Consider the following 16,217-nt stretch of genomic DNA (forward strand, 5'->3'; position numbering starts at 1 on the left):
GACGGTGAATTTGGATATTTTACGGTTAAGATTTTATTAAAGTGTTATAGGGTTGCCTAAATAATAGTCAATGACTTTGCTTCTGAAAATCACCTGGTATTGCGCCTCAATCATATCAAACTGCGATTTGTTGAGATTGGTCAGCGATGTATTATAATCAAGCGAGTTAACCAAACCTACTGTATAGCGTTGCTGTATAATATTAAACGCATCTTTATTGGCATTGTAGGTCTGTGTCGCCGATGCATAACGCTTATCGGCGGCCTGTAAATCCCATACTGCCTGGTAAATGATTTTGCTCAGGTTATTACGCGCCAGTTGCGCAGTTACTTCGGCATTTTGGTTTTGCAGTTTCGCTTTCCGTACCGCAGTGCGCGAAAGGAACCTGTTGAATATCGGAATCTGCAAGCTTACCCCTACCGACTGGTTAAAGTTGTCACCCAGTTGCCTGAAAAAGGGGTTGCTCTTGAAGCCTACTTTGTAATTAGGCACCACAACCGCCTGCTGCGAGTTTTGAACAAAGCCAACGGTATCAAATTTACCGGTTGGTGTAGCGCCAAAAGGCGTGTTCTTGGCATCAGAAAAGTATGAACCGGCAGCACCAAATAATACTACCGACGGATAGTAGTTGCCTCTTGCTATTTTAACACCCTGCGCCGCAGCTTTTTGACGTTGCTCGGCCAATAACACATCTGGGTTTACTGCAAGAGCGGTTTTTACAACTTCCTGGGCATCATATACAGTTTTCACATTGTTTAACTTACTGATGTCGGGCCTTTCAACTCTAATATCAGTGCCGGGATCCATCTCCATATATTGCTTTAGGGTCAGGAGCGATTGCTCCAACTGATTTTCGGCATTGGTGTAATTCAGATCGTTGGTTGAGAGCTGTGCTTTGGCCTGCGACAGATCGGCAAGGGTTTGATTACCCACATCAAAGCTTTTCTGGGCGCGGTCTAAAGCTATTTTAGATACATCAATTTGCTGTTGCGCAGCCTTTACCAGATCCTGGTTGGTTAGCACCAGCAGGTAGGTAGTAACCACGTTCAATATCAGGTCGTTTTTTACTTTGGCAACATTAGTTTTATCGGCATCAAGCAAAATCTTGTTCTGAATTACTGTATTGCGCAATTGCCCGCCCTGAAACAGTGTTACCTGCGAGGTAAAGTTACCATTAACCGCCAGGATGCGCTGGTTGCTGAACTGGTTGGTTGAAGGGTCGATATTACGACCAAAGTTGAATGATCCCTGTGGGCTCACAGCTAAATTAGGCAACTGATTATATTTCGATTGCTTAAGGTCTTCGTTGGTGATGGCAGCTGTGAACTCGGCTTGTTTAATAGTAAGATTACGTTCAAGGGCCAGGTCTACTGCCTTTTGCAAGCCTATTACTTCCTGCGCGTCGGCATTAAAGCTGCATACCGAAATTATAATTGTGCAAATGAGCGTTGCTTTAACTGATAGTAATAATTTTAGTTTCATAAGGTTTTTCTATACAATGGTAAGCAACTGTTCATTACATTGCAGTGTTTATTTTTGTTAAATGTTGTTAATAGGGATAAAACACAAACTACCTCATCTGTATGTACCTGGTTAAAACTCCCTGGCTGCTAAAAAAGCTTTATCCCCAACTTACCTGGGATATAAAATCAACTGACCGTTGCATTTATCTCACTTTTGACGACGGCCCTATACCAATTGTTACACCGGCTGTATTAAATATTTTAAAACAATACAATGCCAAAGCCACCTTTTTTTGCATTGGCGACAATGTACGCAAGCACCCCGATATTTTTGAACAGGTAAAAGCCGGCGGCCATGCCATAGGCAATCATACTTTCAATCACCTTAAAGGGTGGGAAACCGATACCCAAACCTATCTTGATAATTTTTTACAGGCCGATAAATTGCTGGATACGCCATTGTTTCGTCCCCCGTATGGGCGGATAAAAAGGGCGCAGATCCGCGCGCTGAGAACCATAAAGCCTGAGTTGAATATTTTTATGTGGGATGTGCTCAGCGGCGATTTTGATGCGGCCCTTAAACCTGAAGATTGCCTAAAAGGAGTGCTTAAATATACCGAAGCAGGATCGATGGTAGTATTTCATGACAGCATCAAAGCTTTTGATCGATTGGAATATGTACTGCCGCGGGCTTTGGAGGTTTGGAGTAAGGAAGGGTATAGTTTTAAGGGTTTACAGTAAGCAGCTGGCAGTACTCTGTTGGCGACTGTAAGTTGTTAAACATTCCCATTTATTAAATACTGCTTACTGCACAATGAAAACTGCCAACTGAAAACCGCCGACCGGAAACTGCCTACTTTTTATACCTTTGCACCCATGAGCAACGAACTCACCGACAAGGCATTTTGGGCCGGTTACTGGGAATCAAAAAAAGACCTGGCTTTTAATGTGCCAGCTAATTATACTTTTCATAAGCTGCTAAAAAAGACTATCGATACGAATAAACCTGCGTCGGCTATTGAGCTTGGAGGTTTTCCGGGTTATTTTGCCATTTTTTTAAAGAAGTATTTCGGGTTAAAAACTACGCTGTTCGATTTTTATGTGCACCCAAAAGTTTTAAAGGAAGTACTGGATGCCAATCAGCTTAATGATCAGGATATTGTAGTTATTGAAGGCGACCTGTTCAAATACCAACCCGAAACCGAATATGACCTGGTACTTTCATGCGGATTGATAGAGCATTTTAATGATACCAAAGGCATTATTGAAAAACACCTCTCTTTCCTTAAACCGGGAGGCACGCTGTTTATTACCCTGCCTAACTTTACCGGTGTTAACGGATGGGTACAACGCAACTACGACCTTAATAACTACGAAAAACACAACATCAATAGTATGAACCCTCCATTATTGGCCAGCTATTGCAAGGAATTGGGCTTAAAAAATGTTGAGGCATATTATTACGGCAAATTTTCGGTTTGGCTGGAAGATAAGGCTAACAAGCCTGCCATAGCTAAAGCCATCACCAAACTGGTGTGGGTAGCAGGCAAGGTTTTTACCAAAATCATCCCGGTAGAATCAAAGCTATTATCTCCTTACATTGTGGTTACCGCCACTAAATAATGCTTATTCCTTCGCTTTAAGGAAACTATATTTTGCCAGCTTATGATATAAATATCCGCGCCTTTTCATTGCTTCCGAAAGCGTTTTGTCATCGGCCGGTCCACCGGTTAACTTAGTAACTCCAATTCTTTGGGAGCCATATATACCCGTATGCCCGCTGAAAAGATAGGCTGTGAAACAGGCCACGGCAAACAACAGGGCGTGTTCGCCACCAAAAAGCTCTATACCCATAAAAGTACAGGCCAGCGGGGTATTAGTTGCGCCTGCAAAAACCGCTATAAAACCTAAAGCGGCAAAAAGGCTAACCGGCGCATCAAGTAAACCGGATAAAGTGTTACCCAAAGTAGCGCCAATATAAAACAGCGGTGTTACCTCTCCGCCTTTAAAACCTGTACCTAAGGTTACGGTAGTGTAAATGGTTTTCCACAGCCAGCTCCAGGTATCGGCACCGCCGGCATGAAAAGCTGAAGGGATTGTAACAGCACCAGCATGTTCGGCATCTACCCCTAAACTTAGGTAATCGGGTTTGCCATTAACAAAAGTAAGCGCGATAATGATCAGCCCGCCAATAAACGGGATCAACCAGGGCGTTTTGATGTATTGTGTAAAAAAACTTTTGATGCCATGTACCATTTTGGCAAAAAGGTAACTGACCAGCCCGAAAGCGATAGAAGCTACTATAGTTTTGAAGATCATTAACAGGTCGGTTGAAACATAGCCTGAAAACCAATGCGGGATAACGGGAATAATATCAATATGATAAGGCGTATGATGAACACCCCACGCGGCCACCGTAATATCGCCGGCAACGCCCGCAATAAGGCAGGGCAGCAGCGCATTATATTGCACCCGGCCTATCGTCAGCACCTCCATTGCAAAAACAGCACCTGTTAACGGCGTACCAAATACCGCACCGAAACCCGCCGCTATGCCCGCGGTAAGCACTGTTTGGGTATCAGCTTCATTCAGCTTAAGCCATTTGCCTATCATTTGGGCTAAGCTGCCGCCCATTTGTACCGCCGTTCCCTCGCGTCCGGCCGAGCCGCCAAACAAATGAGTGATAATGGTGGTAATCAGCACCAGTGGGGCCATACGCTTAGGGACCCCGCCACCGGGGTTGTGGATTTCATCAATAATTAAATTATTCCCCTTTTCGGCCGGACCACCAAAAAATTTATAAATGAAAAATATCGCGATACCTGCCAATGGCAGCAAAAACAACAGCCAGTTATGTGCAAACCTAAAATGGATAGCCCAACTCAACAACCACAAGAATAAAGCAACCGCGCTGCCAATAACAACAGCTATGGGGATGATAATGACCGTCCACCGGAGGGCGTTTTTAAGAATTGCGAAATGTTGCGAAGAAAAAAGTTGGTTTTGATTTTGCATATTGCTGATATTTATGTACCCACAAAAAATTAGCACAGGATAAAAGCCTGTGAGTTAATTATCTGTAGGCGCCATCAGCTTTTTAGGGCGGTTAAGTAGGAAGACACCATTTCCTTTTGTGACGCTAATATAGGTTTCTTTTGTTCTAAAACAAAAGTTTTAAAAGCTCGGGATGTGCGATTCCCCTCTTGAGAGGGGTGTAGGGGTGTGTTTCTGCTTTAGTAAGGCAATCGTACAAACACACCCCTGCTAATGCTCCCTCCCATCGCGCCCCCTCTCGAGAGGGGATCTAAAATCTACAAAATAAAATAGCCTTACTTAGCACGTATGCATGAGTAAGGCTATTTTCCCTTGTCTTTTGAACAGACCGGCTCAAGTTATCTACTTAAGCAACGCTTAGTGTTTCCACATCCTTAAGTGCCAGAAGCATTAATTTACCCTGGTATTCCACCCAGATGTCGGCGAAACTATTCTCATCGTACCCCATAAATTTTAATGGATGACCAATGTGCAGGTTTTTCCATTTCTTTCCGATGTACTTAAGGAGTTGTCCGCTTTTTAGTGTGTGCTTTGCCATAAGTTTTAACTTTTAGGAGTGAAAAACTAAATTAATTAACGAAACCGATAAAATTTAACTTTTAAAGAATATTTTTTGAATTGTATCAGGTTTATTACAACTGTTGGTTAAACAGCTTAGCTTTATTTTGCTCAATTACCTCAAGGTAAAAGTTTTCATATTTGGGCAAAATGGTAGATAATTCAAACTCTTTGGCGTGTGCCAGTGCATTTTCTTTAAATTTAGCTAAACGTTCTTCATCCTCCAAAATAAATATTGCTTTTTCTGCCATACCTTCTACATCTCCTGGCTCTTTCAAAAAGCCTGTTACGCCATCAATATTTAATTCGGGCAAACCACCGGCATTACTGCTGATCACCGGCACTTTACAAGCCATAGCTTCAAGCGCTGCTAAACCAAAACTTTCTGATTGCGATGGCATCAGGAACAAATCGGATACAGAAAGGATTTCTTCAACAGCATCCTGTTTACCTAAAAAGCGTACATTATCGGTAACGCCCAAATCGCGGCAAAGCTGTTCGCACATGGAACGTTCGGGGCCGTCGCCAACCATCAGCAGTTTCGACGGGATCTTTTTGATCACTTTAGCAAAAATCTTCACTACATCTTCGGTACGTTTCACCTTACGGAAGTTGGAGGTATGTACCAGGATCTTTTCGCCCGAAGGTGCAATCGCTTTCTTAAAATGATCTTTAGGTTTAAGGCTAAACCTGCTAAGGTCAATAAAGTTAGGGATCACGAGGATATCCTTCTTAATATCAAAAAACTTATAGGTGTCCTCTTTAAGGTTTTGCGATACGGCTGTTACACCATCACTTTGGTTGATGGAAAAAGTAACAACCGGTTTAAAGGTGCGGTCTTTACCAACCAACGTAATATCTGTACCGTGCAGTGTAGTTACCACAGGGATATAAATACCATAGGTCATTAATATTTGCTTGGCCATAAACGCGGCCGAAGCATGGGGTATAGCATAGTGCACATGCAATACATCCAATTGCTCATGACGTACCACATCAACCAGCCTGCTTGCCAGGGCCAGCTCGTAGGGCGGAAAATCGAACAGCGGATAGTTGGAAACCGAAACTTCGTGATAAAACAGGTTTTCGGAAAAGAGATCCAACCGCGCCGGCTGGTTATAGGTCACAAAATGAACCTGGTGACCACGGTCTGCAAGGGCTTTACCAAGTTCAGTGGCAACAACCCCGCTTCCGCCAAAGGTTGGGTAACAAACAATTCCGATCTTCATTAATATGTTTTAATTGGTGCAAGTTTAACTGCAATTTACATCAAATGTGTTAAGCTTGTGTAAAATGATGGATGGATGATAATTACTGCATATTTATTTTGCCGGCGTTGCCAACCATATCTGTTACCGAGTGTTTAAACATACATTAGATCGATAATAAACAACTGATTATCAGCATGAGCAATCATATAAATTTAGCAATAAACGGAATACAACATATCGGCGTGCCGGTAACCAATATTGAAGCATCACAACAATTTTACGCCAGACTGGGCTTTAACAATGTAATGCAAGCCCCTTTTACCGATAACAGCGGTACCGGCACCTGCGTTATGATGCAGCGCGGCAATATGATCATGGAGCTTTACCAATTGCCTGAAGCTTCGCTGGCCGGGATCCGTTCAAGATCAAACGGGCACATTGATCATATAGCCTTTGATGTTGATGATATCAACCTCGCCTTTAAAACTATTAAAGAGGGCGGCTTTAACGTGCTTGAACCAGAGCCCGTGTTTTTACAATTCTGGAAAAATGGCTGCAAATATTTCAACATCACCGGGCCGGATGGCGAGCGGCTGGAGTTTAACCAGGTGCTTTGATTTGGGAATTCGGATCTTCGATTTCGGTTTAGTTGTACAGATAAAACAGGTGGTAAGAAATGACAGCAAGTCGATTGGTAAGCCGCCTTGCAAATGGGATACTGAAACAAATATGACTATCCGTTTAGTTATTCAACCATAATTCTTTCTAAGGCTATCTAAACATAATCCACAATTTATTGTCGATATTTATACTATGCTTAAAGCACTTTGTCTCCATATCGCGTTGATCATTTTTACAGCGAGTACATTGCTTGCCCAGCAGCCTGCGTTTAAAGGCGGACAGCAGGCGTTTAATGATTTTCTGAAGACAAAGATCATTTATCCTGAATATTCGCGGCAAAATTGTATTTCGGGAACCATCAATGTTTCGTTTATGGTTGATAAAGATGGTATGGTACATGATGCTAAAGTACAGGATGGCCCCGGTATCGACCTTGACGATGAAGCTTTGAGGGTTATTAAACTTACATCGGGCCAGTGGGTGGTTCCGGCGGGGTATAATCTTAAAACCAATATCGTTCAACCCATCCGTTTTGACCCTGATCCCGCACGTTGCGGGCCTACCAGCATCCGCGACATGCAAAGCGCCATTGCCAGCTATAAAGCTCAGCAGGAACTGGAAAACGCAGTGACCAATTACTACAGCAATAAATACAAAGGCAAGGCCGATACCACCAAAGAGGCTATCATTATTAACCTCAAAAAACAACTTGGCTACGATGATGATTTTATTAATGATGTACTAAGCCAGGCCGGCGAAAAATTTAAACAAGGCGACAAAGAAGGTGCCTGCCATGACTGGAATTTTATCCGCAACATAGGCAGCGATAAAGCCGATAATTTTATAAAGAAGTATTGCGCCCCCTAACCCCCTAAAGGGGAATATACAATCTACAATCAAATTCCCTACCTTGCTCTTGTTATGAAAACCGAACCTGAACTTCGCAAAAAAATAAAAACCTGGGTCATTGTATTTATCATCGGTCTGGTACTAAGTGGTGTAACCGCCTTCCCTATCGAAACTGAACTTGCCTGGCTTGCTAATCATGCCTCTGTATTTCCAGGATTTATGCAGAACTGGCTAACCAATGTTTATCTCGCTGTAAAAACAACCAATCAAAACTATCCTTACCTGGCTTATGGTACCGACTGGCTGGCTTTCGGTCACCTGGTTATTGCTATGGCATTTGTTGGTCCGCTGAAAGATCCGGTTAAAAACATTTGGATAATTGAGTTTGGCATGATTGCCTGTGTAATGGTGTTCCCGCTGGCCTTTATTGCCGGCCCAATCCGCGGTATCCCCGTTTATTGGCGGTTCATTGACTGCTGCTTCGGTATTTTTGGGATCATCCCTTTGTATATCGTTTACCGGGATATTAAAAAGTTGGAAAAGATGAGCAATCAGAACATTGCTCGTTTACATTAAAAAAAACAAATATTATCCCGTCGATTCAATTTTTGGCTCATCGGCTATTCCACTTTTATTCTTTAAAAATGTCCTCCTCTGCTTGTATGTTAAAACATTTGTACAAAATGTATGAACATATCATTTTTCATGCTATATTGCCCTCGTTAAATCAATTTGAGTACATAAATATGTATTTGCAAATTGTGCTATAAATTATATAACTTTAATTTCTGTTTAACCAATTTTAAACCCATGTACCGGAAGTTGTATTATGTGTGGCTTACAATAGCCATCTGCATGCTGTACACGCTTTATTCCTGCCATTCATCAGGCGGGATAGCCGAAGAACAGGTGCCCGATACCATCAGCTACAACTTTAATATCCGCCCAATACTTTCAGACAAGTGCTATAAATGCCACGGCCCCGATGCGTCCCATCGCGAAGCCGACCTTAGGCTCGATCTTCCGGAGAGCGCCTACAAGGCATTAAAAGATAACCCATCATCGCACGCGCTTGTCCCCGGAGATCCCATGCAATCGGAGGTTTATCGCCGAATCTCTACCAAAGACACCACCGAGCAGATGCCGCCGGCGTCATCCAATTTAAAGAGGTTATCGCCCTATGAAGTCGAACTCATTCACAAGTGGATAAAACAGGGCGCCAAATATGAAAAGCACTGGGCTTTTGTCGCTCCGCGAAATTACCCGGTTCCGCAGGTAAAAAACACGGCATGGCCTAAAAATGCTATCGATAATTTCGTACTGCAAAAAATGGAGCAGGCCAGCCTGGAGCCTAATCCCGAAGCGGATAAAGAACGCCTGCTGAAACGCATTTCACTCGATTTGACCGGTCTGCCGCCATCCCTTGCTTTAATGGATGAGTTTTTAGCCGATAAAAGCGCCAATGCTTACGAAAAAATGGTGGACAAGCTGATGGCAACTCCGCAATACGGCGAAAAAATGGCGTTGCACTGGCTGGATGTTGCCCGCTATGCCGACTCGCACGGTTATCAGGATGATAATTACCGCACCCAATGGCCATGGCGCGACTGGGTGATCCATGCCTATAACGAAAACCTGCCTTATGATAAATTCATTACCTGGCAGTTAGCCGGCGACCAACTGCCTAATGCCACCAAAGAACAACTATTAGCAACCGGCTTTAACCGCAATCACAAAATAACTGAAGAAGGCGGTGTAATTGATGAGGAATACCGGGTTAGTTATGTAACCGACCGAACCAATACCTTCGGCAAAGCCATGTTGGGCGTTACATTGGAATGTGCCCATTGCCATGACCATAAATACGATCCTTTTTCGCAAAAAGAGTACTACCAGGTTTATGCCTTTTTTAACAATGTGAAGGAAGTGGGCTTGCAATCAACCGTTGGTGGGCCCGAAACCTACGCCAAAAATCCGATGATGCAGATCAGTAACGACGATGTTAAAAAGATCCTGACTTTTGTGAACAAGCGCGATACCGATAAGCTCATCGTATCCATCATGACGGATAGTGACAAGGTGCGGCCGACATACATCCTCAAACGAGGCAACTACGATGCCCATGGCGATGAGGTACAGGCCGGCACACCTAAATCCATATTACCGTTTACTAATAACTATCCTAAAAACCGCCTGGGCTTAGCCGAATGGCTGTTTAACAAAAACAACCCGCTTACCGCCCGCGTGTTTGTAAACCAGATGTGGCAGGAGTTTTTTGGCAAGGGCATCGTAAAAAGCTCCGGCGATTTCGGAATGCAGGGTGATCTACCGTCGCACCCGGAACTGCTGGACTGGTTGGCTGTCGATTTCCGCGACCACGGCTGGAATATTAAACGGCTGGTAAAGCAGATGGTAATGTCGGCCACTTACAGGCAATCGGCAGCAGCCACACCCGAAAAACTGAAGGAAGATCCGGATAATACTTTATTAGCCCGGGGTCCAAGGGGCCGTTTACCTGCCGAGTTTGTGCGCGATTTGGTGCTGGCCAGCAGCGGACTCCTTAATCCAACCATCGGCGGCCCGAGTGTTAACCCTTACCAGCCGCCGGGCCTTTGGGAAAACGCCACATCGGGCAGGGGGATTTTGGCAAATTATAAACAGGTACATGGCCCTAACCTGTACCGCAGGGGAATGTATACCTTAATTAAACGTACCGTTCCGCCAGCATCCTTAGGTATTTTTGATGCCAGCAACCGCGACCAGTGCGAAGTAAAACGCCTGCGTACCAATACTCCTTTGCAGGCTTTGGTTATGCTTAACGATCCTACAGTATTAGAGAGTGCGCGGGTTTTAGCAGCGAAACTTTTGCAGGATAAAAGCACATCGACAGAAAAGATCACCAAAGCTTTCCGGCTGATCCTGTGCCGCCATCCACAAGAAAAAGAACTGGCCATTTTAACCTCATACTATGCCGATGAATTAAAAAGCATGAAAAAGGCGGATGCCGAAAAACTGCTCACTGTAGGCGAATACCCGGTACCGGCCAATCTGGATAAAATAACCCTCGCAGCTATGATGAAAGTGGTTGATACCATGTATAATCTGGAAGAAGCCATAACAAAAACCTGAGCACATGGAAAAAGATTTTTTAGAAAACAGGCTTAACATCAACCGGCGCAGGTTTCTTTCCAGGCTCAGTCTGGGCATTGGCAGCGTGGCATTGGGTTCATTGCTCATTCCTGATCTGTTTAGTGGCAAGGGAGATGAAGCCGAGGCTGATTTTATCCCCGGCATCCCCAACTTTGCGCCAAAGGCCAAGCGGGTAATCTACCTGTTCCAGGATGGGGCACCCTCGCAACTGGAGTCATTTGATTACAAGCCCAAGCTGCGCGAAATGATGGGGCAGGAGCTGCCGGCATCGGTACGCGGCAACCAGATCCTTACCGGCATGACGGCTAAACAGGCTTCGTTCCCGCTGGTAGGTTCATTTTATGATTTTAAGCAATATGGCGAGTCGCGCGCCTGGATCAGCGATATGTTTCCGCACATAGGCAAAATTGCCGATGACATCTGCATTATTAAATCGCTTAATACCGATGCCATCAACCATGACCCAGCGCTAACTTTTTTCCAGACAGGGGCACAGCAGGGTAACCGCCCAAGCATGGGCTCGTGGGTAAGCTACGGCCTCGGCAGCGAAAACAAAAACCTGCCGGCTTTCACCGTATTGTTATCTAAAGGCAAGGGAAACGGGCAGGGTGTTTACTCCAAATTGTGGAGTAATGGCTTCTTAGATTCCATTCACCAGGGCGTACAGTTCAGCAGTGGCGAAGACCCAATCCTGTACCTGAATGATCCTGAAGGACTGAACCGTCACGAGCGCCGTAAAATGCTGGATAAACTGGCCGAGCTCAATGACATGAACTACAAAGAGTTCGGCGACCCGGAAATAAATACCAAGGTACAGCAATATGAAATGGCTTACCGCATGCAAACAGCCGTACCCGAAATTATGGACGTAAGCAAGGAGTCGGACGATATTGTGAAGATGTACGGGCCGGAGTGCCTTATTCCCGGCACTTATGCGGCTAACTGTTTGCTTGCGCGCAAGCTCTCGGAAAATGGTGTCCGCTTTGTGCAGCTCTATCACCAGGGCTGGGACCAGCACAGCAACCTGCCACAAGAAATGGCGGGGCAGGCTAAAGATGTCGACCAGGCATCCGCAGCGCTGGTTACCGATTTGAAACAACGCGGCCTGTTGGATGAAACACTGGTAATCTGGGGCGGAGAATTCGGACGAACCAATTACAGCCAGGGTAAACTGGAAAAAGCCAATTACGGTCGCGACCATCATCCCCGCTGTTTTAGCATCTGGATGGCTGGCGGCGGTATTAAACCGGGCATCGTTTACGGCGAAACAGATGAGTTTGGCTACAACATCGTAAAAGATCCGGTACACGTGCATGATTTCCATGCCACCATTTTAAATCAATTAGGTATCGACCATAAAAAACTAACTTATAAAAGCCAAGGCAGGAGATATAGACTGACGGATGTAGCGGGGAATGTGGTGAAGGGGATAATAGCGTAGCCCCCTCTAAACCCTCCCCATTCAACTATGTCATTGCGAGGTACGAAGCAATCGCACGGAGGCCGAGGCACTATGCAAGTCCGCCCTGTAAAGTTCGCGATTGCTTCGTTCCTCGCAATGACGGGATGAACAAGAATTCAAAAAATCGGTGTAATCAAAAGAAATAATCAGCGAAATCAACGCAATCATAAAAATCAACGGTATGGAAAGAAGAGAATTTATCAAGCACACTTCAGTTTTATCAGCAGGCTTTTTTATAGCGAAAGACATGTTAGCGAAAGATGACGGCCCAATTTACGGTCATGGTAATATGCGCTACCGCATGGATAAAAACTGGAGCAAGGCCGATTCACAGAAGAACCCGGTGAATGATTGCCATGAGATGGTGCAGGATTCAAAAGGCCGCATTTTGCTGCTCACCAACGAAACCAAAAATAATGTGCTCATTTATAATAAATCGGGCAAGCTGCTAAGTACCTGGGGGCATGATTTCCCCGGCGCACATGGCCTCACCCTATTTAATGAAAACGGCACCGAGGTACTTTTCATAACCGATACCGTAAAACACCAGGTATACAAAACCACATTAGATGGCCGTATTTTAATGACCATTGATGTACCGCTCGAAACCGGTGTTTACAAAAAAGCCGAAGAGTTTGTCCCTACAGAAACCACTATTGACAGCAATGGCGACATTTTTATTGCCGATGGCTATGGGGCCCAATACGTTACCCATTATGATAAGGATGGCAAGCTAAAAGGCTTCTTCGGCGGTAAGGGCGAAGGCGACGAACATTTAGATAACGCGCACGGGATAGTGATAGACAGGCGTTATAGTACGCCAACATTATTGGTTACCGACCGCACCCGCAACTGCTTTAAACGCTTCAGTATGGATGGAAAATTGCAGGAAGTAATTAAACTTCCGGGAGCCTGCGTTTGCCGCCCGGTAATTAAGGGCGATCATTTGTATGCCGCTGTACTGCGTTCGCCCGATCTGGGCAAGGAAAATACCGGCTTCACTACCATATTAGACAAGAACAACAAAGTTGTATCCAACCTTGGAGGCACCGAGCCGGTTTATACCGATGGCGTACTGCAACCCATAGCACAGGCCGAAAAGATTTTCCTGAACCCGCACGATGTTTGCGTGGACAACGACGAAAATTTGTACGTGGCTCAATGGGCATCGGGCAAGGTATATCCTTATAAATTCACAAGGGTTTAATTAATACACATACAGCCCGGCGTATATGAAAAGCAGCCACAAAGGTTTTGCCGAAGGGACATTATTTGCCCTTAATATTTTTATCGCAGTGCTGCTTATAGCCGGCGATAGCCTGGTTGTGCCCCGCTGGCTGCAACCTGTTGGCCGCATGCACCCGCTCATTCTGCATTTTCCCATCGTGATACTGATGCTGGCCATGGTGATGGAGTTTTTCCGTTACCGGCCCGAGTTTATTAACGAAAAACTGTATCAAACTTTTACAAGTTACCTGCTGCTTTTGGGCGCTCTGCTATCCTCTATAACGGTGATCATGGGCCTGTTCCTTTCAAGGGAGCCGGGCTATGAAGGCGATACCTTGCAATGGCATAAATGGTTTGGGGTAAGCGTGGCCTTCTCCGGGTATGGCGTATATCTCATCCGTCACACCTCAAAGTATACGGTAAGGCTGGCTAAAGCCGGAGCTATAATAACCGTTTTCTGTTTAATTGTTGCCGGGCACCTTGGCGGCAACCTTACCCATGGCAATGATTTTGTTTTGGGGCCGGTAATGGATAAGAGCAAAAACGTGGTACCGATAGATCAGGCGCTGGTTTATAACGATGTGATCCGCCCTATATTTGAGGTAAAATGCCAAAGCTGCCATAATATCGATAAAAAGAAAGGCGGCTTAATGCTTACCGATTCGGCAGCAATCATGAAGGGTGGAAAAACCGGCAAACTGTTCATCGCCGGCGACCCGGCTATGAGCTTGCTGCTGCAGCGCGTGCACCTGCCCGAAAACGAGAAAAAACACATGCCGCCTACCGGCAAAACGCAGCTTACTGATGATGAAAAAATGCTGCTTTACCTTTGGATAAAAAGTAAAGCGCGCTTCGGCAAAAAAGTGATCGACCTGCCAGCTAACGATTCATTACGGATGATAGCCGCCACCCACTTAAAACCCGCAGAAAGCGAAGAAGAGGTTTATGACTTTTCGGCAGCTAACGAAAAGGAAATTCAAAAGCTGAACAACAATTACCGGGTGATTTATCCACTGGCCAGCGAGTCGCCGGCGTTAGCGGTTAATATCTACAATAAAAGCGCCTATAATGTAAAAGTGCTGGAGGAGTTAAGTTCTATAAAAAAACAGGTGGTATCGCTCGATCTGAACAAGATGCCCGTAAAGGACGCCGACCTGAAAACCATCGCCAAATTTGAAAACCTTCGCAGGCTAAACCTTAACTTCAGCGATGTTACGGGCAAAGGTTTAAAGGAATTAGCAGGTTTAAAATACCTCAAAAGTATTTCACTAACGGGTGTTAAACTTAATATAGCCGATGTAAAACAGCTCGTCGCTATAAAAAGCCTCAATGAACTGGCGGTATGGAATAGCGGCCTGAACCCGGCCGATCTGCAATCGCTTCAAAAACAAAACCCCAAACTGAGCCTGTTAACCGGCTTTAAGGATGATGGTAAGGCGCTTAAGCTCACCAGTCCGCAGTTAAAAAATACGGCAGTTATATTTAAGCAGAGTTATGCTTTACTACTTAGCAACCCTATAAAAGGTGCGGATATTCGGTACACTACTGATGGTTCGGTGCCTGATAGTATCAAGGCTGCATCTTACAAACCGGGAATTATACTTACCCGAAGTACTGCGATCAGGACAAGGGCGTTTAAAGCGGGATGGATTGGCAGCGATACCGTGCAATTCAATGTTTATAAATGTGCCTATACGCCTGATAGCATCAGCTTTGTCAAATATCCTGACGACAAATACAAAGGCGATGGCGCTAAAACAATTATCGATAAAGAATTAGGCGGCGACAATTTTGGCAACGGAAAATGGGTTGCATCGCAAAAGGATCTGGCGGTGATCATGTGGTTTAATAAACCGATTGATCTGCATTCGGTTAGTCTCAATGTAATGCGTAATACAGGTTCCCAGATCTTTTTACCCGCCGGAGTTGAGGTTTGGGGAGGCACCGATCAAAACCATCTCAAGCTATTAAGCACACTTAAAACAGGGGCACCAAAAAAGTCTGATCCGTTTGCTTTGATCCCATTGGAATGTAAGTTAAAATCCGAACAAAAGATATCCTGCATCAAACTGGTTGCCCAACCGCTTAAAAGCGTGCCGGCATGGCATCCGGCCAAAGGCAAACCGGGCTGGGTATTTTTGGATGAGGTGTTTTTGAATTGATGCTTAACAACTAATAACATCCTGCGCTCTCCTGCTATTCTTTAACCTACCATCCCGACAAAAGAAACCCGGGAGCATGCAAACTATCTTAAACTCTTTATCTTAGAAACTGTTTATTTTTGACAAATATCGTTTACAGGTAGATAAAACTTCATTGCCGTTGGTTTTAACCAACGGAATAAAGCATTCACAACAAGAGGGCTTCAGCCCAAATCCGCTTGCATAATTAGGCTAAAGCCAGGAGTTTTCGGCTCTTAATCCGTTGGTTAAAACCAACGGCAATTAATATTCTTCATTCTTAAACAGCTTCTTAAAAAAAAACGGAAGCATCGGCCCGGAGCCAGATTATTGTCTTGCAAAAAGACTCAAAAAAGTAGTTAAGCCTACTTTTTCTATCATTCGCCAATCTGCATAATATTTCATTAATTTGCTTAGCCGATTAAAACCAGGCAGCGATATT

13 protein-coding genes and 1 riboswitch are annotated in these 16,217 nt (G+C 44.7%); of the genes, 9 read left to right on the plus strand and 4 right to left on the minus strand.

Features of this window, described 5'->3' with window-relative positions; genetic code table 11:
- Positions 1-36: 36 nt before the first annotated feature.
- The gene (locus ABIC84_RS22000; RefSeq protein WP_429264951.1) at positions 37-1,482 is read right to left on the minus strand and encodes a TolC family protein; all 1,446 of its coding nucleotides are present in this window, start codon (positions 1,480-1,482) and stop codon (positions 37-39) included.
- A gap of 101 nt (positions 1,483-1,583) precedes the next feature.
- Between ABIC84_RS22000 and ABIC84_RS22005 the strand changes: the two genes are divergently transcribed.
- On the plus strand, positions 1,584-2,204 hold the full coding sequence (locus ABIC84_RS22005) for a polysaccharide deacetylase family protein (RefSeq protein ID WP_429264952.1): 621 nt from the start codon (positions 1,584-1,586) through the stop codon (positions 2,202-2,204).
- A 135-nt stretch (positions 2,205-2,339) separates the two neighbouring features.
- Entirely contained in the window at positions 2,340-3,086 is a 747-nt protein-coding gene (locus ABIC84_RS22010) for a class I SAM-dependent methyltransferase (protein WP_429264953.1), read from the plus strand.
- A 3-nt stretch (positions 3,087-3,089) separates the two neighbouring features.
- On the opposite strand, the gene ABIC84_RS22015 is transcribed toward ABIC84_RS22010, so the two are convergent.
- The 3 genes from ABIC84_RS22015 to bshA form a co-directional block, all read right to left on the minus strand.
- Positions 3,090-4,478: a voltage-gated chloride channel family protein gene (locus tag ABIC84_RS22015; RefSeq protein ID WP_429264954.1), complete on the minus strand. Its 1,389-nt coding sequence runs from the start codon at positions 4,476-4,478 to the stop codon at positions 3,090-3,092.
- Between the two features lie 58 nt (positions 4,479-4,536).
- A riboswitch (Fluoride riboswitch) is annotated at positions 4,537-4,601 on the minus strand.
- Between the two features lie 262 nt (positions 4,602-4,863).
- Positions 4,864-5,055, minus strand: a complete 192-nt coding sequence (locus tag ABIC84_RS22020) for a hypothetical protein (protein WP_090530691.1) — start codon at positions 5,053-5,055, stop codon at positions 4,864-4,866.
- A 94-nt stretch (positions 5,056-5,149) separates the two neighbouring features.
- A complete protein-coding gene (bshA, locus tag ABIC84_RS22025) occupies positions 5,150-6,304 on the minus strand; it encodes an N-acetyl-alpha-D-glucosaminyl L-malate synthase BshA (RefSeq protein WP_090530693.1) in 1,155 nt (384 codons plus the stop codon).
- A 176-nt stretch (positions 6,305-6,480) separates the two neighbouring features.
- On the opposite strand from bshA, the gene ABIC84_RS22030 reads away from it, so the two are divergent.
- The 7 genes from ABIC84_RS22030 (at position 6,481) to ABIC84_RS22060 (ending at position 15,757) form a co-directional block, all read left to right on the plus strand.
- Positions 6,481-6,903 (plus strand): VOC family protein, encoded by a 423-nt coding sequence (locus tag ABIC84_RS22030; protein ID WP_426583907.1) that lies wholly within the window; start codon positions 6,481-6,483, stop codon positions 6,901-6,903.
- Between the two features lie 196 nt (positions 6,904-7,099).
- Entirely contained in the window at positions 7,100-7,774 is a 675-nt protein-coding gene (locus tag ABIC84_RS22035; protein WP_426583905.1) for an energy transducer TonB, read from the plus strand.
- A gap of 54 nt (positions 7,775-7,828) precedes the next feature.
- Positions 7,829-8,332 (plus strand): hypothetical protein, encoded by a 504-nt coding sequence (locus ABIC84_RS22040; protein WP_429264955.1) that lies wholly within the window; start codon positions 7,829-7,831, stop codon positions 8,330-8,332.
- A gap of 234 nt (positions 8,333-8,566) precedes the next feature.
- Positions 8,567-10,885 (plus strand): PSD1 and planctomycete cytochrome C domain-containing protein, encoded by a 2,319-nt coding sequence (locus tag ABIC84_RS22045; protein ID WP_429264956.1) that lies wholly within the window; start codon positions 8,567-8,569, stop codon positions 10,883-10,885.
- Between the two features lie 4 nt (positions 10,886-10,889).
- On the plus strand, positions 10,890-12,347 hold the full coding sequence (locus ABIC84_RS22050; protein ID WP_091167486.1) for a DUF1501 domain-containing protein: 1,458 nt from the start codon (positions 10,890-10,892) through the stop codon (positions 12,345-12,347).
- A gap of 202 nt (positions 12,348-12,549) precedes the next feature.
- Positions 12,550-13,575, plus strand: coding sequence for a hypothetical protein (locus ABIC84_RS22055; RefSeq protein WP_429264957.1), 1,026 nt, complete (start codon positions 12,550-12,552; stop codon positions 13,573-13,575).
- Positions 13,576-13,600: 25 nt separating this feature from the next.
- Entirely contained in the window at positions 13,601-15,757 is a 2,157-nt protein-coding gene (locus ABIC84_RS22060) for a c-type cytochrome domain-containing protein (RefSeq protein WP_429264958.1), read from the plus strand.
- Positions 15,758-16,217: the final 460 nt, after the last annotated feature.

This window comes from Mucilaginibacter sp. 3215 (genome assembly GCF_050433785.1).
Lineage (GTDB): Bacteria > Bacteroidota > Bacteroidia > Sphingobacteriales > Sphingobacteriaceae > Mucilaginibacter.

Excerpts from the sequence above, each read along its gene's own strand:
- ABIC84_RS22000 (WP_429264951.1), bottom strand. The coding sequence starts at position 1,482 with ATGAAACTAAAATTATTACTATCAGTTAAAGCAACGCTCATTTGCACA.
- ABIC84_RS22005 (WP_429264952.1), top strand. The coding sequence starts at position 1,584 with ATGTACCTGGTTAAAACTCCCTGGCTGCTAAAAAAGCTTTATCCCCAA.
- ABIC84_RS22010 (WP_429264953.1), top strand. The coding sequence starts at position 2,340 with ATGAGCAACGAACTCACCGACAAGGCATTTTGGGCCGGTTACTGGGAA.
- ABIC84_RS22015 (WP_429264954.1), bottom strand. The coding sequence starts at position 4,478 with ATGCAAAATCAAAACCAACTTTTTTCTTCGCAACATTTCGCAATTCTT.
- ABIC84_RS22020 (WP_090530691.1), bottom strand. The coding sequence starts at position 5,055 with ATGGCAAAGCACACACTAAAAAGCGGACAACTCCTTAAGTACATCGGA.
- bshA (WP_090530693.1), bottom strand. The coding sequence starts at position 6,304 with ATGAAGATCGGAATTGTTTGTTACCCAACCTTTGGCGGAAGCGGGGTT.
- ABIC84_RS22030 (WP_426583907.1), top strand. The coding sequence starts at position 6,481 with ATGAGCAATCATATAAATTTAGCAATAAACGGAATACAACATATCGGC.
- ABIC84_RS22035 (WP_426583905.1), top strand. The coding sequence starts at position 7,100 with ATGCTTAAAGCACTTTGTCTCCATATCGCGTTGATCATTTTTACAGCG.
- ABIC84_RS22040 (WP_429264955.1), top strand. The coding sequence starts at position 7,829 with ATGAAAACCGAACCTGAACTTCGCAAAAAAATAAAAACCTGGGTCATT.
- ABIC84_RS22045 (WP_429264956.1), top strand. The coding sequence starts at position 8,567 with ATGTACCGGAAGTTGTATTATGTGTGGCTTACAATAGCCATCTGCATG.
- ABIC84_RS22050 (WP_091167486.1), top strand. The coding sequence starts at position 10,890 with ATGGAAAAAGATTTTTTAGAAAACAGGCTTAACATCAACCGGCGCAGG.
- ABIC84_RS22055 (WP_429264957.1), top strand. The coding sequence starts at position 12,550 with ATGGAAAGAAGAGAATTTATCAAGCACACTTCAGTTTTATCAGCAGGC.
- ABIC84_RS22060 (WP_429264958.1), top strand. The coding sequence starts at position 13,601 with ATGAAAAGCAGCCACAAAGGTTTTGCCGAAGGGACATTATTTGCCCTT.